General features: G+C 75.1%; 16 protein-coding genes. 5 read left to right on the top strand and 11 right to left on the bottom strand.

From position 1 onward, the window contains the following. Nucleotides 1-59 precede the first annotated feature (59 nt). The 3 genes from XF36_RS08260 to XF36_RS08250 all read right to left on the bottom strand — a co-directional run bounded on the left by XF36_RS08260 (nucleotide 60) and on the right by XF36_RS08250 (nucleotide 3,775). On the bottom strand, nucleotides 60-1,865 hold the full coding sequence (locus tag XF36_RS08260; RefSeq protein WP_082375784.1) for an NAD(P)/FAD-dependent oxidoreductase: 1,806 nt from the start codon (nucleotides 1,863-1,865) through the stop codon (nucleotides 60-62). A 197-nt stretch (nucleotides 1,866-2,062) separates the two neighbouring features. Beyond that, on the bottom strand, nucleotides 2,063-2,896 hold the full coding sequence (locus XF36_RS08255) for a DUF1684 domain-containing protein (RefSeq protein ID WP_060711528.1): 834 nt from the start codon (nucleotides 2,894-2,896) through the stop codon (nucleotides 2,063-2,065). A gap of 51 nt (nucleotides 2,897-2,947) precedes the next feature. Beyond that, on the bottom strand, nucleotides 2,948-3,775 hold the full coding sequence (locus tag XF36_RS08250; protein ID WP_060711527.1) for a hypothetical protein: 828 nt from the start codon (nucleotides 3,773-3,775) through the stop codon (nucleotides 2,948-2,950). Nucleotides 3,776-3,873: 98 nt separating this feature from the next. Here XF36_RS08250 and XF36_RS08245 point away from each other — a divergent pair, with 98 nt between their 5' ends. Genes XF36_RS08245 through XF36_RS08235 form a run of 3 tightly spaced genes read left to right on the top strand, consistent with a single transcriptional unit; the run spans nucleotide 3,874 to nucleotide 7,910 of the window. Further along, nucleotides 3,874-5,769 carry a hypothetical protein gene (locus tag XF36_RS08245; RefSeq protein WP_145981303.1) on the top strand — a complete coding sequence of 632 codons (1,896 nt, stop codon included), beginning with the start codon at nucleotides 3,874-3,876 and terminating at the stop codon, nucleotides 5,767-5,769. Nucleotides 5,770-5,815: 46 nt separating this feature from the next. Beyond that, nucleotides 5,816-7,132: a DNA polymerase IV gene (gene dinB, locus XF36_RS08240; protein WP_064485396.1), complete on the top strand. Its 1,317-nt coding sequence runs from the start codon at nucleotides 5,816-5,818 to the stop codon at nucleotides 7,130-7,132. Between the two features lie 49 nt (nucleotides 7,133-7,181). Then, entirely contained in the window at nucleotides 7,182-7,910 is a 729-nt protein-coding gene (locus XF36_RS08235; RefSeq protein ID WP_060711525.1) for a Clp protease N-terminal domain-containing protein, read from the top strand. Nucleotides 7,911-8,136: 226 nt separating this feature from the next. Here XF36_RS08235 and XF36_RS08230 read toward each other — a convergent pair whose 3' ends face one another. The 6 genes from XF36_RS08230 to XF36_RS08205 form a co-directional block, all read right to left on the bottom strand. Further along, entirely contained in the window at nucleotides 8,137-9,024 is an 888-nt protein-coding gene (locus tag XF36_RS08230) for an FAS1-like dehydratase domain-containing protein (RefSeq protein ID WP_060711524.1), read from the bottom strand. Continuing rightward, a complete protein-coding gene (locus XF36_RS08225) occupies nucleotides 9,021-9,677 on the bottom strand; it encodes an alpha/beta fold hydrolase (protein ID WP_202968552.1) in 657 nt (218 codons plus the stop codon). The genes XF36_RS08230 and XF36_RS08225 overlap by 4 nt, the downstream gene beginning before the upstream one ends. Nucleotides 9,678-9,812: 135 nt before the next feature. After that, nucleotides 9,813-11,249 carry a wax ester/triacylglycerol synthase domain-containing protein gene (locus XF36_RS08220; RefSeq protein WP_060711523.1) on the bottom strand — a complete coding sequence of 479 codons (1,437 nt, stop codon included), beginning with the start codon at nucleotides 11,247-11,249 and terminating at the stop codon, nucleotides 9,813-9,815. Further along, nucleotides 11,246-12,751 carry an HAD-IB family hydrolase gene (locus XF36_RS08215; protein WP_020628118.1) on the bottom strand — a complete coding sequence of 502 codons (1,506 nt, stop codon included), beginning with the start codon at nucleotides 12,749-12,751 and terminating at the stop codon, nucleotides 11,246-11,248. The genes XF36_RS08220 and XF36_RS08215 overlap by 4 nt, the downstream gene beginning before the upstream one ends. Beyond that, nucleotides 12,738-15,134 (bottom strand): glycerol-3-phosphate 1-O-acyltransferase, encoded by a 2,397-nt coding sequence (locus XF36_RS08210; RefSeq protein ID WP_060711522.1) that lies wholly within the window; start codon nucleotides 15,132-15,134, stop codon nucleotides 12,738-12,740. The genes XF36_RS08215 and XF36_RS08210 overlap by 14 nt, the downstream gene beginning before the upstream one ends. A gap of 101 nt (nucleotides 15,135-15,235) precedes the next feature. Beyond that, nucleotides 15,236-16,558 (bottom strand): aspartate aminotransferase family protein, encoded by a 1,323-nt coding sequence (locus XF36_RS08205; protein WP_060714521.1) that lies wholly within the window; start codon nucleotides 16,556-16,558, stop codon nucleotides 15,236-15,238. 214 nt (nucleotides 16,559-16,772) lie between these two features. On the opposite strand from XF36_RS08205, the gene XF36_RS08200 reads away from it, so the two are divergent. Further along, nucleotides 16,773-18,248, top strand: coding sequence for a PucR family transcriptional regulator (locus XF36_RS08200; RefSeq protein ID WP_060711521.1), 1,476 nt, complete (start codon nucleotides 16,773-16,775; stop codon nucleotides 18,246-18,248). A gap of 9 nt (nucleotides 18,249-18,257) precedes the next feature. Here the strand turns inward: XF36_RS08200 and XF36_RS08195 are convergent, their stop codons facing one another. Together XF36_RS08195 and XF36_RS08190 are read right to left on the bottom strand one after the other, a co-directional pair. After that, nucleotides 18,258-19,127 carry an SAM-dependent methyltransferase gene (locus XF36_RS08195; protein ID WP_060714520.1) on the bottom strand — a complete coding sequence of 290 codons (870 nt, stop codon included), beginning with the start codon at nucleotides 19,125-19,127 and terminating at the stop codon, nucleotides 18,258-18,260. Between the two features lie 152 nt (nucleotides 19,128-19,279). Beyond that, nucleotides 19,280-20,389, bottom strand: coding sequence for a glycosyltransferase family 4 protein (locus tag XF36_RS08190; protein ID WP_145981302.1), 1,110 nt, complete (start codon nucleotides 20,387-20,389; stop codon nucleotides 19,280-19,282). A 185-nt stretch (nucleotides 20,390-20,574) separates the two neighbouring features. Here XF36_RS08190 and XF36_RS08185 point away from each other — a divergent pair, with 185 nt between their 5' ends. Beyond that, nucleotides 20,575-20,994: an ATP-binding protein gene (locus XF36_RS08185; RefSeq protein WP_060711519.1), complete on the top strand. Its 420-nt coding sequence runs from the start codon at nucleotides 20,575-20,577 to the stop codon at nucleotides 20,992-20,994. Nucleotides 20,995-21,025: the final 31 nt, after the last annotated feature.

Below are 21,025 nucleotides of genomic sequence, written 5' to 3'. Positions count from 1 at the left end.
CGGGGTGGCCGCGCGCGATCCCGGCGCGCGGCCACCCCGGTGGCTCTCCTGCTCGGCGGTCAGGAGAGGTGGTGCCGCTCCTGCAGCCCGTAGACGCGGGTGTCGATGCCCGCCTCCCGCGCCTTGAGCTGCAGCGCCAGGTACAGCGAGTAGAACCGGCTCTGGTGCAGGTTCCCGCCGTGGAACCACAGGTTCTGCTGCTGGGTGGGCTTCCACATGTTGCGCTGCTCGCCCTCCCAGGGCCCCGGGTCCTTGGTCGTGTCCGAGCCCAGGCCCCACACCTTGCCGACCTTGTCCGCGACGGCCTGGCCGACGATGTCGGCGGCCAGGCCGTTCATCGACCGGTAGCCGGTCGCGAAGACGACGAGGTCGGCGACGAGCTCGGTGCCGTCGGCGAGCTTCACGCCCTTCTCGGTGAACTCGTGCATCTGGCCGCGGACCAGCTTCACCTCGCCGTCGGCGACGAGCTCGGCGGCGCCGACATCGATGTAGTAGCCCGAGCCGCGGCGCAGGTACTTCATGAACAGGCCGGAGTCGTCGTCGCCGAAGTCCAGCTCGAACCCGGCGTCGGCCAGCCGCCGGTAGTAGTCCGCGTCGACCTCGCGGGCCTTGTCGTAGGCGGGCTTCTGGAAGGTGTGCATGATCCGGTAGGGGATCGACGCGAAGATCATGTCCCCGGTGTGGGTGTCGACGCCCGCCTTGACCGCGCGCTCGGAGTAGAGATCACCCAGCCCGTACTCCATCAGCGTGTCGGACTTGATGATGTGGGTCGACGAGCGCTGCACCATGGTGACGTCGGCGCCGACCTCCCACAGCGACCCGCAGATGTCGAAGGCGGAGTTGTTCGAGCCGATGACCACGACCTTCTTGCCCCGGTAGGCGTCCGGGCCGGGGTGCTGCGACGAGTGCTGCACCTCGCCCCGGAACTGCTCCCGGCCCGCGAAGTCGGGGATGTTCGGCTTGCCGGAGACCCCCAGCGCGATCACGAGCTGGCGCGGCCGCAGGGTGATCTGCTCGCCCGCCCTGTCGACGACGACGCACCAGCGCCCGGACGCCTCGTCGAACTCGGCGCTGTTCGCGGTGGTGGAGCCCCAGTAGTTCAGCTCCATGATCCGCGTGTAGAACTCCAGCCAGTCGCCGATCTTGTCCTTCGGCGCGAACACCGGCCAGTTGTCCGGGAACTTCAGGTACGGCAGGTGGTCGTACCAGACCGGGTCGTGCAGGGCGAGGCTCTTGTAGCGCTTGCGCCAGGAGTCGCCGGGCCGCTCGTTGCGCTCGACGATGATCGTGTCGACACCGAGCTGGCGCAGCCGGGCGCCCAGCGCGATGCCGCCCTGCCCGCCGCCGATGATCACGACCTCGGGGTCGCGGGTGTGGCCCAGCTCGGCCAGCTCGGCGTCGCGGCGTTCCTTCCAGGTGACCCGGGCGGGGTTGGCGCCGTGTTCGGTGCCGAGCGGCCGGTTCTCCCCGCGGGGCTCCTCGTGGCCTTTCAGCTCGTCGAGGGTGGTGAGCAGGGTCCACGCCTTCCCGTCGACGATGCGGACGTGCCCGGAGCCGCGCCCGACGGCGGTCTCGAACGTGAACCACCCCTCGGTGACACCGCCGGCCCCGGTCGGCTCGGCGGAGAGCGCCCAGTGCGACGGGTCGGTCGGGTCGAGGGTGTGGGTCAGCAGGTCACGGATGCCGTCGTGATGCTCGACGGTCTTCAGGTTCCAGGTGAACGCGACCAGGTCGCGCCAGTAGCTCTCGTCGGCGAACAGCCCGACGGCCCGGTCGATGTCGCGGGCGGACAGGGCGTCGGCGAAGGCGGTGAGCCAGCCCTCCGCGGTCGTGCGTGCCGCCGTCTTCTCCTGCGTGGTCCTCACTAGCACCTCCAGCGAGCCGTTCGCCACGACCGTGGCGGCGCTCGCCGTCCTGCCGCGGTCGTCGGGGCAACGACCGGAGTGAACACCACCCGCGTGCCCCACGACACCGGTTGCGGGGAGGTTGCAACCGCCGCGGCACGGGGGCTCGCCGCCCCCGGCTCGGCACACGCTCCCCGTGTGCCGGGCCGCCCGTCGCCTCAGACCTGGTCGGGCCGCGACGGGGTCCGCTCACCCGCCTCCACCGGCACGTCCAAGGTGTTCCCGGCCGGCGGCAGCGGGCAGGTGGCGTACGCGGTGAACGCGCAGGGCAGGTTCACCACCCGGTTCAGGTCGAGGCGCAGGGTCCCGTCCGGGGCGGGGTCGTCGGTGCGCAGGATGCGCCCGCCGCCGTAGGTGGTGTCCCCGGAGGTGGCGTCGCGGAAGTGCAGGGACAGGCCCACGTCCTTGCCCGCCAGCGCCACCAGTCGCTGCGGGCGGCCCGCCCAGGTGAAGGCGACCTCGCCGACCGCGGTCGGGAAGTGCTGCAGGCCGGCGACGACGGCGTCCACGGCGACGGTGCGCGGCGCGTCGTAGGGGGTGAACACCGCGTCGACGACCGCGGCCGGGTCGTAACCCCAGGCCGGGACACCGGTGAAGGCGGTCCGGGTGACCGCCCTCGGGTCGCGCACACGCAGCGCGTAGGAGTCGGTGCGCCGCGCGATCTCGACGACCCGCTCCCCCACGGTGACCATCGCACCGGGTGCGCCGTCCACCGGGTGCAGGTGCGCCGTGCCGTCGAGCGGCGCGTCGGTGCCGGGCAGGACGACGCCGTCGGCCGCCTCGGCGGTGACCGCGACCGCGTCCGGGCCGGCGACCCGCCAGGTGCCGGGCAGCCCCGGCAGCCCGCCCTCGCCGTCGTCGAGCCAGTGCAGGGCGGTCAGCGACAGCCAGCCGTGCGGCTCGGCCAGGATCCGCTCGCGGTCGGCGCGCCAGGTGTCGTGCGTGGCGCGCTCGGTGCTCTCGGTCGTCGCGGAGGTCCAGGTGCTCGTCATGTGGGGGCAACACCGGCTCGGGCCGTGGCTGTTCCCCGCTCGGGAGCCGGCTCAGTGCACCCGGCGGCGCACCGACTCCGGGTCGGGACGCGTCAGCACGACCACACCGGCCAGCGCGACCAGTACCCCGGCCAGCGCGGCGCCCTCCCAGCCCGGCCGGATCCGGTCGCCGAGCAGCGCGAGCCCGACGACGCCCGGCACCACGACCTCGGTCACCGACAGCACGGCCGTCGCCGGGCCGACGGCGCCGTCCTGCAGGGCACGGGCGAAGGCGAGCACCCCGAGCACACCCATCGCGACGACGCCGTACACCAGCGGGTCGAGCAGCAGGCTGCCCGCGGTCTCCCAGCGCAGCGGCCCGGGGTGGATGGCCCGCACGGCCAGCGCGGTACCGCCGAACCCGAGCCCGGCCAGCAGCGCCAGCAGCATCGGCCGCCTGGCCCGCCACACGAACGGTGCGGCGGCGAGGATCAGCACGAACGACACGAGCAGGACCGGGGTGGCCACGGGGGGCAGCGCGTCCGGGCGGTCCGGCTCGGCGCTCGCGGCCACCACGACCAGGCCCGCGAGCACCGCGAGGACGGCCCACCGGTCGCGCCGGATCAGGTTCCACGGGTTCCAGCCGTGGTCGGCCAGCGTGGTCAGGGCGATCGCGCCGGCGAGGATCGACTGGACCGCGAAGACCGGCAGGTAGCGCAGCGCGACCACGGTGAGGACCCAGGCCAGGATGTCGGCGAACAGCCCGGCGAGGAACCACGGCTGCAGCCACACCGGCCGCCCGTACTTCGCCAGCCGGCTCCCGCGGGCCTCCCAGAGGGCGGCGACGGTGTTGCCGGCCATGGCGGCCGCGGCCGCCAGCAGGGCGAGGAATGTGGTCATGTCCCGGCCATCCTGCCTGCCGAGCCGGTGGCCCGCGCCGGACACGCCGATCCGCGGCCGTGGGTGTGGCCGGCCCGCCGGGCGTGCACACTCGGGCCATGCGCATGCGGTTCGGCCCGGACTCCGACGACGAGTTCCACGCGGCCGCCCAGGAACTGCTCGACGGGTTCGCGGCGTGGCTCACCGAGAACGAGGTGGACGCCGAGCCGATGTCGGCGGAGCTGCTGCTGCAGTACAAATGGCTGGCGGCGGACGGTGACCTCGCGGACTGGCCCCTGGAGCACGTCGAGACCTTCCTCGACGGCTGGTGCCCGCACGTCGTGCTGGAGCACCGGCTGCCGGTGCGTCTGGTGCCCGCGAGCGTCGCGGCGTTCATCGAGTACCTCGACGAACGGGGGCTGCTCGCGCCGGGCGGTCCGCGGCCGTCGCAGGTGCGGCGGCTGTGCGGGGAGTACGTGCAGGAGTACGGGGAGCTGGAGGCCGGCGCCGGGTCCCCGCTGCTGACCGAGCTGGGCGACGACCCGGACCCGGTGCGGATCCCCTCGCCCGCCGACCGGGCGGCGTCCGCGGCGCAGGCCCGGATCCTGCACGACGCCCGCGCGCTGGCCGCCTGGTGCGGCGACCGCGGCAGGCCGCTGACCGCGACCGGCAACCTGCGGCTGGCCGACGCGCGGGAGCTGGTGGACCTGCTCGACACAGGTGACGAGCCGGACCGCTACGGCCGCCTCGACCGCTCCACCCGGCTGCGGACGCTCACCTGGGTGCTGGAGACCAGCGTGCGCGCGGGCGCGGTGCGCCGGGAGAAGGGCAGGCTGGTGGCCGTGCCACGGTTCGCCGGGCTCGACGACACCACCGCCCACGAGGACCTCGTGCTGGCCGCCCGCGACGTGGGCGCGCTCTCGACCGGCTGGCCGCGTACCGTCATCGACGACGGGACGGACCCCGACCGCCCGGCCGGCTCGTCGGCCCACCCGTCGCTGCCCGCACCGCTCGAGGACGTGGTCCTCGGGTTCGACGACGGGGCCCCGGTGCCGGGGGCCGGGATCGACGACGAGACGATCGAGGCGCTGCTCGGCGCCGGGGACGGCCCGCCCTCGGAGGACGCGACCCCGGCCCTGCTGTTCCTGCTGCGCCACGTCGAGGACGGCGTCGACCACGACGACCTGTGCCACGCCCTGGACGTGCTGCTCGACTGGACCGAGGAGCAGCCCGGCGACACCGGCGTCGCCGAGGGCCGGGCGCAGCTGCTGCTGGAGCAGCTGGAGCGGCTCGGCGTCGTCGCCTGGACCGGCTCGCGGACCGAGCCGGACGACCTGGTCGGCCAGGTGCGGGTCGGCGGGATCGTGCAGCTGACCCCCGGTGGAGTCGCCTGCGCGCTGCTGCTGCTCGCCGCCGAGGACCTGCACTACCCGACCCGCCCGGACCCTGCGGTCGCCTCGGCCGCGGAGATCGTCGAGCTGGCCGGGGAGGTCGCGCCGGACGAGTGGCGCCGTGACATCGACGCCTGGCACGCCGCGCAGCCCGACCCGGCCCGCGCGGTCGCGGACTTCGTGGCCGCCGCGCTCGCCCCGGGACAGTCGCTGCTGGTCGCGCTCACCGCGACCGGGGTGGCCGCGGACCGGTTCGGCGCCGACACCGTCGACACCCTGCTGCGCGAGCACCTCGACGGCCCGCACCGCGGGATGGTGGCCCGCCGCCTCGTCGCGCGCGGGGAGCTGGACCCCGACGCCGTCGAGCCGGAGCTCCTGCTGGTCGCCTCGGTCGACGTGCTGGCCGTCGCGCTGGACACCGTCGACGCCGAGGACTGGCCGGACGCGTTCGCCGCCGAGTTCCCGCCCGAGTCCCTCGACGTGTTCGACATGCTGTGGCAGCTCGACCATCCCCGGGTCGGCGACGTGCTCGCCGCGCTGGGCGAGCACCACCCGGACACCGCGGTGGCGAAGGCCGCCCGGCGGGCCCGCGAGCGCTGGCGCAGCCGGACCGGGGGCGCCTGAGACACCACACCGAGCGCTCGCCGTCGCACCGGCGGCATGCGAACATGTGTTCGTGCGCGGCCTGGCCACCATTCTGCATGCCGACCTGGACTCGTTCTACGCGTCGGTCGAGCAGCGCGACGACCCGCGGCTGCGCGGGCGACCGGTGATCGTGGGCGGCGGTGTCGTGCTGGCGGCCAGCTACCAGGCGAAGGCCTACGGCGTGCGGACCGCGATGAACGGGCGCCAGGCGCGGGCGTTGTGCCCGCAGGCGATCGTCGTGCCGCCGCGGATGGCGGCCTACTCCGAGGCGAGCCGCGCGGTGTTCGCGCTGTTCCGCGACACGACCCCGGAGGTCGAGGGGCTGTCCATCGATGAGGCGTTCCTGGAGGTCGGCGGGCTGGCGAGGATCGCGGGGACACCCCGGGAGATCGCGACGCGGCTGCGCGAGCGGGTAGCCGGGGAGGCGGGTCTGCCGATCAGCGTCGGCGTGGCCCGCACGAAGTTCCTCGCGAAGGTGGCCAGCGGGGCGTCGAAGCCCGACGGGTTGCTGGTCGTCGACCCCGACCGGGAACGGGAGTTCCTGCACCCGCTGCCGGTGCGCAGCCTGTGGGGCGTCGGCGCGGTGACCGCGGCCCGGCTGCACGAGGTCGGGGTCCGGACCGTCGCCGACGTCGCGTCGCTGGGCGAGGCGGCGCTGGTCTCCTACCTGGGACCCGGCGCCGGCCGCCACCTGCACGCCCTGGCGCACCTGCAGGACCCCCGGCCGGTGGACACCCACCGGTCCCGCCGGTCGATCGGGTCGCAGCGGGCCCTGGGCCGGCGCCCGCGCACCGACGCCGAGCTGGACGGCATCCTGGCCTCGACCGTCGACCGGCTGGCCCGGCGGCTGCGCGCCCCTCGCGGCTCCGACCGCGGCGAGCAGGACGGCACCCCGGACCCGTTCGACGCCGCCGGGCCGGGCGGCGATCCGGACGATCCGGCGGGCACCGGCGCGATCGGCACCCCCGCCGGCGGCCGGGTCTGCCGCACCGTCGTGCTGAGGGTGCGGTTCGGCGACTACGCCCGCATCACGCGCTCGCACACCCTGCCGGTCGCGACCGCCCACACCCCGACGATCCTGTCCGCGGCACGACGACTGCTCGTCGACGCGCTGCCCGAGATCCACCGGCACGGGATCACCCTGCTCGGCCTGTCGCTGACCAACCTCGACCGCGACGACGCCCTGCAGCTGGAGCTGCCGCTCGACGCGCACGCCGGACCCGCCCTGGACTCCGCACTCGACGCCGTCCGGAGCCGGTTCGGCTCGGCCTCGGTCGGCCGCGCCAGCCGCCTCGGCCACGACGAGGGCCTGCAGGTGCCCCTGTTGCCCGAGCACGAATGACCGTCAACCCAATGTTGACGGATCACCTGCGTCAACTTACAGTTGACGCATGGGAACTCCGACGCCTCCGGGCACCACCGTCCGTCTCGACGACCTCATCCGAGCCATCACCGCCATCCACCAGGACCCCCTGGAGCAGCTGTCCGACGCAGTACTCGCCGGCGACCACCTCGGCGAGGTGGCCGACCACCTGATCGGCCACTTCGTGGACCAGGCGCGCCGTTCCGGCGCCTCGTGGACCGAGATCGGCCGCAGCATGGGGGTGTCCAAGCAGGCCGCGCAGAAGCGGTTCGTGCCACGCGCCGACCCCGGGACCGACATGGCGGGCGGCTTCGAGCGCTTCACCCCGCGGGCGCGGGCCGTCGTCGTCGCCGCCCAGGAGTCGGCCCGTGCGGCCGGCAACGACCGGATCACGCCGGAGCACCTGCTCCTCGGCATGCTCTCCGAGACCCGTGGGCTCGCGGTGCTGCTGCTGACCGGGCTCGGCACCGACACCGCGGCGCTGGGCGAGGCCGCCACCGCAGCGCTGCCCGCCCCCGCGGACACCCTCCCCGCCCTCATCCCGTTCGACCCGGACGCGAAGAAGACCCTGGAGCTGACGTTCCGCCACGCGCTGCGGCTGGGACACAACTACATCGGCACCGAGCATGTCCTGCTCGCGCTGCTGGAGACCGAGGACGGCGACGGCGTCCTGTCCGCGGCCGGTGTCGAGGCCGCCCGCGTCGAGGAGGCCCTGGCCCAGGCACTCGCCGCGATGGCGGACCCCGAGACACCGTGACTCCTCGGCGATCAGCACGTTTCCGCCCCGCGGAGGGCCGAATCGTGCTGATCGATCCCGCGGGAGCCGGTCGCGGCCCGGCGGGAGGCGGGTACCGGTGGTCGGGCCACCGGTGCGTGACGCCCGGTGGGTCGGGTGCGGGCGGCGGGGTGCGCGGTGACGTGGGACGCGGCGCCCCCGGGCCAGCGGCGGTTCGTCCGCCGCTACGCCCCGCGGACCTGACCGGTCAGGATGCCAGCTCGATGCTCCCCCGCACCGACTCCGGTGCCCCGTCGGAGCCCGCGGCGACGACGATGCGGTCCCCGTCCGGGGTCCCGCCGACCCAGACGTCCGCGCCGGCGAAGGCCGGTGCGGTGAGGCGGTACTCGAAGCCGCGGACGAACGCCGTCGGGCGGTGGCGGCGCGCGATCTCCAGGCCGAGCAGCGCGAACAGCGGGCCGTGCACGACGAGCCCGGGATAGCCCTCCACCTCGGTGACGTAGGGCAGGTCGTAGTGGATGCGGTGGGTGTTGTAGGTCAGCGCCGACATGCGGAACAGCAGCTCCGGGCCGGTCGGCACGGTGAATCCCCACTCGTGTTCCGGAGGCGGCGCCGGGGCCGGGGCGGTGATCCCGCGCCCGGTGCCCGCGGGCTGCGAGCGGTAGACGATGTCCTGCTCCTCGACGCAGAGGAGCGCGTCACCGCGGTGGAACTCCGCGCGGGTGGTCACGAAGGCCATCTGCCCGCTGCCGCCCTGCTTCACGCGGACCGGGCCGAGCTCCTGGCGGCGGGTCACCGGTTCACCGACCCGCCACGGGGCGTGCCACGTCAGGCGGCCGCCCGCGACCATGCGTCGCCGGTCCGGGATCGGCGGCAGGAAGCGACCCTCGCCGGGGTGCCCGTCGTCCCCGAGCGCAGACGTCGGCGGGGTGTCGAGGAAGGCGAACCAGTGCCACAGCGGCGGGAGCGGGTCGCCCTCGGCGGCGACCGGGTCGAGGTCCAGCAGGCCGGAGAACGCGGCGACCGACCACGCGGACACCGCGTCGGTGCCGACGAGCGGCTCCGGCGCCCAGCCCTCGACGGCCGCGGCCAGGTCCACGGCCCCGTCCGGCGACCCGGCGGCCGGCCCGGTCACGAGGCCACCTCGTAGCGGGTGTGCTGCAGGATCGTCCACGCGACCAGGGCCGGGTTGTCGACCATCGGCACGTGCCCGACCCCCGGCAGCACGACGAACTCCGCGCCGGGCACGGCGTCCATCATGGGGCGCCCGTAACGGCTGTAGGGGATCGTGCGGTCCGAGCCCGACCACGCGATCCTGACCGGGCAGGGCAGCTCCTCGAACGGTGCCATCGCGTTGTCCATCCGCGCGGCGGACAGCAGCGGGTCGAGCACCGTGCAGCCGGTGAAGTCCGCGAACAACTCGGCGACCTCCTCGGGGGTGAAACGGTCGGTGCGCTCGGACAGCGCGCGCAGCATCGGCCGGCGGATCAGGCCGCACGAGGCGAGCGCCCGGACCGGCGCCCACCCCGCGAGCATCGCGCCGATCCGGAAGCTCGCGAGCAGCCGGTACAGGTCGGCGGGCATCTCCCACGTCCCGGCCGGGGACAGCGCCACGACCGACCGGGCGCGCCCGCGGCGGGCCAGCTCCAGCGCGACCCAGCCGCCGAGGGAGTTCCCGACGACGTGCGGGCGCTCGGGCACGCCCAGCTCGTCGAGCTGGTCGATCAGCGCGTCGGACCAGCAGGTCGATGCTGAACTCGCCCTCGGGCATCGGGGGGCCGTCCAGATGGCCGGGCATGGTGACCGCCCAGACCTCGTGGTGCTCCTCGAGCATCGCCAGCACCGGCTTCCAGGCCCGCCACGACGACGTCACCCCGTGCAGCAGCAGCAACGGCTCGCCGGACCCGCCGACGTGGACGGCGCTCATGCCACCACCACCGGCTCGGCCGATCCCGGGTGCAGGGCGAGGACCTCGGAGAACCCCTCGGCCAGGCAGCGCGCGAAGGTGTCGCGGTCGGTGATGGCCGCGGCGTCGATGTTCGCCCCGACGCAGCAGAGTTCGCCGTGCGTGACGACGGTGATCATCGCCGCGCAGCCGGGCAGCGGCGCGAACGGGTAGACGCGCTCGATCCGAGCCCCGCACAGGAACGCCTCCGCCCGCAGGCCCGGCACGTTCGAGGCCTGCAGGTCGTTGCCCTGGGTCGACCCGCCCGCCACCAGCGTCAGCAGCGGTCCGGGCAGCCGGGCCAGCAGCGGGGCGACGACGTCCGGGCTCTCCAGCGCGGGCTCCTCGCGGGCCGCACGCATCTGCTCACCGACCGCCCGCAGCCGGGCGGCCGGGTCGGCGATGCCCATCGGGCCGCGCAGCCGGGCCGGCGCCCACCGGTTGCCGCCGTCGGCGTCCCCGGGGCGGCGCACCGACACCGGCACCGAGGTGCGCAGGACGGCGTCGCCGGGGACCGGGTGGCCCATCTCCTCGTGGTAGCGGCGGAAGGCGCCGAGCAGCGAGGCCACGTAGGCGTCGTTGAACGAGCCGCCGACCGTCTTCGCGGCCGCCCGCAGGTCGGGGAAGGAGACGTCGAGCGCGACGAACCGCCACGACGTCCCGCGCGGGCGCAGCAGCTCCGACCCGGTGCCCGGCGGCGGCGACAGCACCCGCAGCGCGGACTCCAGGTAGCGCGCGCTGTCGCGGGCCGCGGAGAGCGGGTGGGTCAGCGCGCCGACGACGTCGCGCGCCGCGCGCACCGTCGCCGGGACGATGCCGGCCTCACGGCGCACCAGCCGGTCGACCTCGGCCAGCGGGTCGGGCGCCTCGGTGGCGGGTGCGGGGGGCTGCGGCTTCTCCTCGTCGTGCTCCCGCTTGCGGCTGTGCAGCTGCGACAGCAGCTGGACCACACCCATCCCGTCGGTGAGCACGTGGTGCAGCTTCAGCAGGAACGCGGCGCGACCGCCCGGGAGACCTTCGACGAGGGTGGCTTCCCACAGCGGCCGCTCCCGGTCGAACGGCGTCATCATGAACTGCTCGGCGATCGAGGACAGCTCCGGCCAGAAGTCGGGTCCCGCGCCGGGGATGCGCACCCGGCGCAGGTGGTAGTGCAGGTCGAACTCGACGTCGTGGATCCAGTAGGGCGTGCCCAGCCCGCCGAGCGGTTCGCGGATCCGCTCGCGGAAGCGCGGCACCATCCGCGTCGCCCAGTCGACGGCGGCCAGGAGCCGGTCCCAGTCCGGCCGGGTGTCGAGCAGCTCGACCGCGAGGACCGGCGAGCGGAACCGGGCGTCGTCGGCCTCCGCACGCCACATCATCGTCTCGAAGGACGAGATCTCGCGGACCGAACCCCACGCCAGCGGAGTGTCACTCATGCCGGGTCCTCCTGGCTGCGTCCGTCCTGCGCGATCCGCCGCTCGGGCCAGGCCGCGAGCGTGTCGAGGAACTGGTCGCGGACCTGGTCGGCGTACTTCCCGACGTCCTCCGGCACCCACGACGAGGTGTCCACCGGCGGGAGCACCGCGACCTGAACGGTGCCACCGCGCATCGTCTGCGCACCCCGCCACATGATCTCGCCGGCGTTGCGGATGACCACCGGGACGATCGGGACACCGGCCTGGATCGCGATGTGGAACGCGCCCTTCTTGAACGGGCCGAGCCGCGGCGTCGCCGAGCGCGTCCCCTCCGGCGCGATGGCCAGCGAGACCCCCTCGTCGCGGAGCTTCTCCACGGCGGGGCGCAGCGCCTCCCGGGCGGCGGTGGAGTTGCCGCGGTCGACGAACGCGACGTCGGCGGCCCAGAACAGCTGGCCCCACACCGGGATCTGTGCGGCCTCCTTCTTCGCGACGCCGGTGAAGTTCTCGCGGAGGAGCTTCATCATCAGCGGCACGTCGAACTTGGACTGGTGGTTGAACACGAACACGCACGGGCGCGCCGAGTGCAGGTGCTCCGCGCCGCTGACCTCGACGTCGATCCCGGCCAGCCCGAACGCGACGTCGGAGCCCACCCCGGCGGCCATGTCGACGAAGCGCCGCCGCGAGCCGTGCAGCAGACCCGCGCCGGCCGCGGTCGCGAGACCACCCAGCAGGCCGCCGTAGAACACCGCGGTCCGGGCGAGGTCGGCGACGCTCGGGAAGAGCCCGCCCCGCGGCGCGCAGTCGAGCACCGGCCAGCCCCGCTCCACCGCGAGCCTGCGCAGCGAGTCGGTCGGCGAGACGGCCACCGCGTGCCCGACGGCGGAGAGGAACTCCGCGTCCTCGGTGCCGTTGGCGTAGCCGAAGCAGTCCGCGAGGTCGACGCCGTGCGCCGCGGCGTCGGCCCGCACCGCGTCGGCCTTGCCGGTCCCCCACAGCGAGGTCCCGGCGACGCGGCCGGTCAGCACGCCGTCGCGCACCTCCAGCTCGGTGCACAGTGCGCGGTCCGCGCCCAGCTCCTCGGCCATCGGCTGCACCTGGAACCGGGTCGCCGAGGACGCCATCACGACCTGGTGGCCCTGCTCCCGGTGCGCGGCGACGAGCTCCCACACCTCCGGGTGCAGCGCGGCCGCGATCTCGTCGCGGAACAGGGTCCGGCCCAGCGCGAGCAGCTCGTCCTCGCTACGGCCCTTCCAGGTCGCGAGGGTGATCGCGAGGAACTCCTTGAAGTCGTCGTCGGTGCGGATGCCACGCATGCCCGAGAGCACCGTGCGCACCATCTCGACCGGGCCGACGTCGAACTCACGCAGCCGTCGGCGGTAGAAAGCGCCCGCCGAGTAACCGTCGATGACGGTGCCGTCGTAGTCGAAGTAGGCGATCGTGCCCGGTCCGGGCTCGGCCTCCCGGATGGCCCGGATCCTGGCCCGGGTGTCCCCGTCCCGCGCACCGTCAGCTGGCGACACCCGAGTCCCCTTCCGCACGCTGTTGTGCCCCGGCCGGCGGCACGACGGCGCCGGCGGCGGAGGCCGCGACCGTCGTCGTCTCGCCGGAACCGAGGACCACCTCGAGGCGGGCGCGCTGCAGCTCGCCCAGCCGTCCCAGATCGTGGATCACCGCGGTGACCTCCGTCAGCCAGGCTGCGCGCCGGTCGGCCAACGGCGCACCGGCCGCGCCGGACTCCGGCTCGGCGAGCAGGTCGCGGTTGGCGGCCTGACGCACGGCGGTGGCGTACAGCTCACGCGACACCGAGTCCGCGCGGTCGACCCGCTGCTGGAGCAGCATCTGGCGGCCGACCCCCAGGCCGTCCTCCAGGAACTCCTTCTCGTCGGTCATCGGCTCCTCGCCGAGCGCGACGAGCCGGTCCGCGACGACGAGCTGGGCGTCGAAGAACGAGCGCAGCACACCCGGTGCGACCAGCAGCGGCGCCTGCCGCAGCGCGCCGCGGACGTCGGCCGGATCCGCCGCGCGGGTCCGCCACTGCGGGTCGACGAGGTCGAGCTCGCCGATGATCTCGGCGCGGAACTCGCGGCGGGTGGAGAAGAAGAACTCGAACTTCAGCAGGTCCCGGAGCCGGGCCAGCTCGCGCCAGGCGACCTCGACGATGTCCTCGTCCGGGTCGGCGTCGCCCACCCGCAGCAGCGCGATCTCCAGCATGGCCCGGTTGAGCAGGTGGTGCAGCGCGCCGTTGCGGTAGAACGCGGCCACGTGGTGGCGGCCGGTGCTGATGGCGAAGACCGGTTCGGTGCCGCCGTCGTAGATCGTGACGACACCGGCCTCGGCCAGCCGGTCGAGGGTCATCCGCAGGCCGTGCCGGGTCCGCAGCTCGGCGATCGGCACCGGGATGCCGCGGGCCTCCAGGTAGTCCGCCAACGGCGCGACGACCTCCCGGACCTGCTGCAGGGTCAGTGCCCGGTCCTGTGCCCAGAGCAGCGCGAAGGTCGCGAGCGAGGTCGCGGTGGCCGGGGTGACCCGGTTGATGCCGGCGCAGACCCGGAACGCGACCTTCTCCAGCTGGGCCCGGCCCGGCCCGGCGTCGGCCAGCGCCTGGCGCAGCGCGAACGGATCGGCGAAGCGCACCCGGGCGGTGCCGATGTGGCGGCGCTGGTCCCGGAAGTAGCCGAGCAGCCAGCCCAGGCCCTCGGCCTTCTTCGCCGCCCCACGCTGCTCGGCGGCCATCGCTCCGACCTCGTGCAGCTGGTCGTAGACGATCGACACCGGCACCAGGATCGCGTCGAGCTCGGGGCGCTCCTCCAGCGCGGACACCAGGTACCGCAGCAGCCCGATGCGGGGCTTGCGCAGCTTGCCGGTGCGGCTGCGGCCGCCCTCGATGTACCACTCCAGGTTGAAGCGCTTCGCGAGCAGATGCCCCAGGTACTCCTGGATCGCGGCCTTGTAGATCGTGTCCCCGCCGAAGGTGCGCCGGATGAACACGATCCCGGCCCGGCGGCCCAGCGCCCCCATCGGCCAGAACGACAGGTTGTTGCCGCCGAGCACGTGGTTGCGCGGGAAGTCGCGGTCGTGCAGCACCTCGGCGAACAGCAGCGGGTCGGCGTAGGACCGGTGGCTGGGCAGGAAGACCAGTGCGTGCTCCTTGTTGAGCTCCCGCAACCGCTCCAGCCCGGACTCGTCGACCTGCACGTCCCAGGCCTTGGAGTGCATCGGGCCCATCATCGCCCGGAACACGTCGATCGCGGGCGGGCTCTGCACCGCGGCCATCTCGTGCAGGCAGGACTCCAGGCGCTGCTCGACCTCGGCGGCCGGGGTGCCGGTCTGCCGGGCGAGCCGGTCGACCAGCGCCGCGAACCGCGACGAGGAGGTGATCTGCTCGACCATCCGGCGCGGCACCTTGTAGCGGTCGCCGAGGATCCGCCGCTCCGCGCGGTCGCAGGCCAGCACGGCCTGGCGGGCGACGAAGCGGGTGAAGCCGTTGCTGCCGGGCCGCCCGCTCTCCTGGGCGACGAACCGCGACACCAGGTCGGCGACGGTCGCGGCCTCCCCCACGACGACCCGCGCCGCGTCCGGGCGGTGCCGGGCCATCGAGGGGTGCAGCGGCGACCAGGCCATCCGCATGACGGCCGAGGTCGCGAGCCCGGTGAGCTTGCCGACCGCGCCGCTGTCCTCCGGCTCGGGGGTCACCCAGGCCACGCGGGCGGGGACGATCACGGTGTCGTCGCCGTGCAGGGCCTCCCCCAGGACGGAGGGCACCTCGCCGTTCGGCCCGATCCCGACGACCCTCGCGCCCGGGTGGTGCTCCTCGGCCCAGCGCCGCAGGATGCCGCGCTCGGTGTGCGACCGGGCCTGGGTCACGACGACCTCGCGTCCGCCGGTGAGGTCGTCGGTCGTCATGGAGCCCCCCGTCGCATGCCCCGCCGCGGTGCGGCGCCTGCGCGTTCAACCTAGTTACCCGCCGGTTGGTCAACAACCCGACGCGGCGGGTCCCTACGAACTCATACGACCTCCGCCGCCTCGGTGAGCACGTGCCGCAGGATCTGCTCCATCTCGTCGAACTCGGCCTGTCCGGCGATCAGCGGCGGCGCCAGCTGGATCACGACGTCCCCGCGGTCGTCGGGCCGGCAGTACAGGCCCGCCTCGAACAGCGCCCCGGGGAGGAAGCCGCGCACCAGCCGCTCCCGCTCCTGCGGACCGAAGGTCTCCCGGGTCTCCCGGTCACGCACGAGCTCGATCGCCCAGAAGTAGCCGTCGCCGCGGACGTCACCGACGATCGGCAGGTCGCGGAGCCGGCCGAGGGTCGCGCCGAACGCGTCGGCGTGGGACGCGACGTTGCCGTAGAGGTCCTCGCGCTCCATGAGGTCGAGGTTCGCGAGCGCGACGGCGGCGGAGACCGGGTGCCCGCCCCAGGTGTAGCCGTGCGGGAACGTCACGCCGGGGGCGAGGAACGGCTCGATCACCTTCTCAGAGGCGATCATCGCGCCCAGCGGCCCGTAGCCCGAGGTCATGCCCTTCGCGCAGGTGATGATGTCCGGGGTGAACCCGAACTTCGCGCTGGCGAACGGTACGCCGTGGCGGCCGAAGCCGGTGATCACCTCGTCGGCGACGAGGAGCACGTCGTGCCGGTCGCAGATCTCGCGGACCCGGGCGAAGTACGACGGCGGCGCGGTCAGGCAGCCGCCGGAGTTCTGCACCGGCTCCAGCACGACAGCGGCGACGGTGTCGGCGCCCTCGAACGCGATGGCCTCCTCGATCCGGTCGGCGGCCCAGCGGCCCAGCGCCTCGGCGTCGCCGTCGAACTCGGGGTGGCGGTAGAGGTTGGTGTTGGGCACGCGGAACCCGCCGGGGGCCAGCGGCTCGAAGTCCTTCTTCATCGCGGGCAGCCCGGTCACGGCCATCGCCCCGTGCGTGGTGCCGTGGTAGGCCGTCGCCCGGGAGATCACCTTGTGCTTGAGCGGGCGGCCGCGGAGCTTGAAGTACTGCTTGGCCACCTTCCAGGCGCTCTCGACGGCCTCGCCGCCGCCGGAGGTGAAGAAGACCCGGTTCAGGTCGCCGGGGGCGAGATGGGCCAGCCGCTCGGCGAGCTCGGCCGCGGGCGGGGTCGTGTAGCCCCAGACCGGGAAGAACGCCAGCTCCGACGCCTGCCGGGCGGCGACCTCGGCCAGCTCGCGCCGCCCGTGCCCGGCCTGGACGACGAACAGGCCGGCGAGGCCGTCGAGGATCCGGCGCCCGCGGTCGTCCCACAGGTGCACGCCCTCGCCGCGGGCGATGACCGGGATCGGGTTCGCGCCGCCGCGGCCGTGCATCCGGGCGAAGTGCATCCAGAGGTGCCGGCCCGCCGCGTCGGCGTGCGGCGAGAGGGCGGGCGCGTCCGGGGTCGCACCGGCCTCGGTCCGGGTCGGGTTCTCGACGGCGGTCACGTGGGGCTCCCTCGGTAGCGGCGTGGACACCTCCGATCGTCGGCGCCGCGACGGCTCCGATCAGGGATACGATCCGTATCGTCCCGAGCCTTCCGGCGAACGGAGTGGATCCACGGTGCACCCGACCATCGTCGATGTGCTGGCCCGTCCGGAGGTCCGGGCGGGGGCACCGGCCGTCCGGGCCGGGCGGGCGGCGCTGGGTACCCCCGTGCGCTGGGTGCACGTCAGCGAGGTCGCCGACCCGGCCGGGACGCTGCCCCAGGGGGTGCTGGTGCTGTCGGTGGGGATGCCGGTGGCCGACCCCACCACCGTCCCCGCCCGCTACGTCGACGCGCTGCGGGCCGCCGGGGCGGTCGGGCTGGTCGTCGAGATCGGGCAGCAGCTACCGTCGCTGCCCGCCGGGCTGGTGCAGGCCGCCCGCGCGGCCGGGTTCCCGCTGGTGGAGCTGCGCCGCACGGTGCGCTTCGCCGAGATCGTCGCGGGCGTGCTGGGGGAGATCGTCGACCGTGGCGACGACCTCCCCGGGGCGCCGGGCGCCGAGGCCGCGTTCCGGTCGCTCGCCCTGCACCGGGTGGGGCCGCAGCGCGTGGTCGACGAGCTGGCACGCCGGATCGACGCGCCCGTGGTGTGCGAGGACCTCGCGCACCGGGTCCTGCTCACGGCGGGCGGTCCGGACCTGCGGGACTGGGTGGCGCGCTCGCGCCTCGCCGGGCCCGCCGGGCCCGAGGGCTGGGCGACCGCGCCGGTCGGGCGGCCGGGCGCGCGGTGGGGGCGGCTGACGGTGCCGTCGCGGCCGACGCCGGGCACCGCCGACCGGGTCCGCGCGGTGCTCGACGCCGCCGCGGACGCGGTGTCGCTGCTCGACCCGGATCCGGTGGTCCTGCTGCGTGCCGCCCGCGACGCGCTGGTCGCCGACCTGGCCGCCGCGGTCCCGTCCGACGCCGGGCGGCTGGCGGTGCGCGCCCGTGCCGCCGGGCTGGACACCGCCGTCGGATTGTCGGTGGTGGCACTGCGCGCGACCGGCGACCACCCCCCGGACCAGGGCCTCGATGCGGCACTCGCCGTCGTCGCGCCGGCGGCGACGGTGGCCTCCCCCGCACCCGGCGAGCTCGTCGTCCTCGTCCCCGGCGACGGCGGCCCGCTGCTCGCCGCGCTGCCCGCCACGGTGCCCGCGGCGACGGCCGGGCCCGGCTCCGTCGCCGACCTGCCGGACCTGCTGCGCCGGGCCCGCGAGGACGCGGCCGCCCACGCCGCGACCGGCGGCCGCGGCCCCGTCCGGGTGCCCGCGCTGCGCGGGCTGGTGCACCGCCTCGGCGACGACCCCCATCTGCTCGGCTTCGCCGCGGACGTCCTCGGCCCGGTGGGCGCACTGCCCGCGGCCGCGCGGACCGACGCCCGGGACACCCTGTGGGCCCTGGTCGACACCGGCGGGGTCGTCGCCGACGTCGCCCGCAGGCTCGGGGTGGGCCGCCCGGCGGCCTACGCCCGGCTGCGCCGCCTGTCCGCCCTGCTGGACCTCGACCTCACCGACCCCGAGGTGCGGACGACGCTGCACCTTGCGCTGCTCGTCGACGCCCGCGCCGCGCGCTGAGCCCGCCGCTCAGGGCCGATCGGCCCACAGCAGCGTCGTCGCGCCGAGGATGTCGGCGACCGTGCCGCCCAGCGGTCGTCCGTAGCCCGCGGCGACGTCGCGGGCCGTACGGGCCGTGACCGTCCAGCCGTGGCGGCGCAGCCAGGCGTCGCAGGGCTCGGTCCGGGGCTCGGCGAAGAACAGCTCGCGGACGTCGGTGCCGGGCAGCATCTCCTGGGCGGCCACCCGGAACGACGGGTCGTCCGCGATCCGCTCCACCTGGTCGCCGAAGTGCTCGACGGCGATCCGGCTGCCCGGCACCGACAGCGCGTGCACCCGTTCGAACAGGAGCTGCTCGGCGTCGACGGGCAGGTAGGGCAGCAGCCCCTCGGCCAGCCAGGCGGTCGGCCGGGCCGGGTCGAAACCGGCCGCGGCGAGCGCGGCGGGCCAGTCGTGGCGCAGGTCGACCGGCACGGTGACCCGGCGCGCGGTCGGCGTCATCCCCGCCTCGGCGACGACCCCGTCCTTGAAGTCCAGCACCTTCGGCTGGTCGACCTCGAACACCGTGGTCCCGGCGGGCCACGGCAGCCGCAGGGCCCGCGCGTCGAGGCCCGCGGCGAGCAACACGACCTGGGTCGTCCCGGCGCCGGTGAGTGCCTCGTCGAAGAAGCGGGAGCGCACGCCCTGGTAGCCGGCCTGCACGACCCACGGGTCGGCGGGGTCGTCCGGGTGCTGTGGCACGGCCGACAGCGTCCCGGCCGCATCGACGAACCGCTGGGCGTACGGATCTTCGACCAGGCGGTCGGGGCGGCGGGTCTCCAGTGCCCGCCCCGCGGCGACGGCCAGGGCGGTGACGCCCACGCTGCTGGTGATGTCCCACTGATCGTCGACTGTGCGCATGCCGATCACGATAGGAGCTGATACTTAGCGTCGCTCATCAGTCACGCGGATGACCACTCGCACGGCGCAGGCGGTACCGGACACCGAGCCCCGTACCGACGGTGCGTGCGCGATCCGCGACGCCGCGTGGGCCCGGGAGCACGGCCGCCGCGTCATCCCACGGCGCCCACCGGCGTGCGGGCCTCGGGGTCGTCGTCCTCGGCGGGCTCGACGACCGGCTCGCCGACCAGCTCGCCGTAGACGGCGGTCAGGGCCTGGGCGATCCGCACCCGGTCGAACCGTGACACCGCACGGTCCCGGCCCGCGATCCCGAACCCGACGCGCAGGGCGTCGTCGCCGAGCACGCCGCGCAGCGCGACCGCCAGCTCGGCCGGCCGGGCCGGGCGGACCAGCATCCCGGTCACCCCGTCGACGACGACGTCGCGCAGCCCGCCCACCCCGGTCGCCACGACCGGTCGCGCGCACGCCATCGCCTGAAGGACCGCCCCGACCCCGACGTCGTGCTCCGGCGCGGCGACCACGACGTCGGCCGAGCGCAGCAGCCGCGGGAGCAGGGCCCCCTCGACCGGCCCGAGGAACCGGACACGTCCGGCGACACCGGCCTCGCGGGCGATGCCGAACAGGCGCGCGCGGTCGGGGTCCTGGCCCGCCGCGCCGCCGGCGACCAGCAGCTCGGCGGTGCGGATCCGGGCCAGCGCCCGGATCACCGTGTCCACCCCGGCGCCGTCGGCCAGCGAGCCGACCGCGAGGAGCCGCGGCCGCTCGCCCCGGCGCAGCGCCGGGCCGTCGGGGGTGAAGGCGTCGGTGTCGACGGCGGTCGGCACGGTCCGCAACGCCGCCCGCGGCACCCCGCGGCGCAGCAGGGCGGTGTGTTGCTCCTCGCTGGAGGCCAGCACCCGGGCCACCCCCGGCGACGACCAGGCACGGGCCGCGGGAACCACGGCTGGGCCCGGGGCGTCGGGCGGGTAGACCTGCACCACCGGCACCCCGGTCGCGGCGGCGGCGACCCCGGCGCGCAGACCGATCGCGTGCACCACCTGGGGCGGGTCGTCGGACCAGGCCGCGGCCAGTGCGGTGTCCTGCCCGGCGTCCCACGGCTGTACGCGCAGTGCGTCGCTGCCGGCCCGCGCGACCAGGTCCGGGTCGTCGGGGACGTCGGTGAACACCCGGACGGTGTGACCGGCGGCGGCCAGCGAGGCGGCGGTGATTCCCGCGCCGCACGTTCTCGGGACCTCGGGGGTAAGGATGACGGCAATGCGCAAGCGGAGCCTCCACGTCGTGCTCGCAGCTGCGGGCACGCGCAGTTGGCTCTACGCGTCGGATCTGTGACCGTACCCGCTCCGGGCGACCCACGGGTGGGTGACCGCGGGCGTGTGCGGCGGGGGCACATCGGGTAACCGGTTCAGGTCGGGTGGGACGGCCCGGCAGGACGGGGAGGGGGCGGGCCGTGACCGCGCAGTCCTGGATCCTGAGGGTGGAGCCCGACGCGGCCGCGTGCCGTGCGGCCCGGCACGAGCTGACGCGGTTCCTGACGCCGCTGGTGGACGACTCAACCCTCGACGACGCGGCACTCGTGCTGCACGAGCTGGTCGCGAACGGCATCGACCACGCGCACACCCCGATGCTGGTGACCGCCCGGGTGCGTGACGGCGCGGTGCGACTGCGCGTCCGCGACGGCTCGGTCGTCCGCGGACGCGAGCAGCCCCACGACCCCACCGCCACCCGCGGGCGCGGGCTGCAGATCGTCGGCCGGCTCGCACAGCGCTGGGGAGTGCGCCCGCACCGCGGCGGCAAGACGACCTGGGCCGACGTCGGGCCGACGGACGCCCGACCGGCCCCGGACCTGTACCTCGTGCGCCCCACCTGACCACCGGCCCGGCCCTCGGACCGGCACGGGC

Origin of the sequence: Pseudonocardia sp. HH130629-09 (assembly GCF_001294645.1) — a bacterium.
Classification (GTDB): domain Bacteria; phylum Actinomycetota; class Actinomycetes; order Mycobacteriales; family Pseudonocardiaceae; genus Pseudonocardia.
The sequence above is the reverse complement of the archived record's forward strand: the minus strand, read 5'-3'. Positions and strand labels throughout refer to the sequence as shown.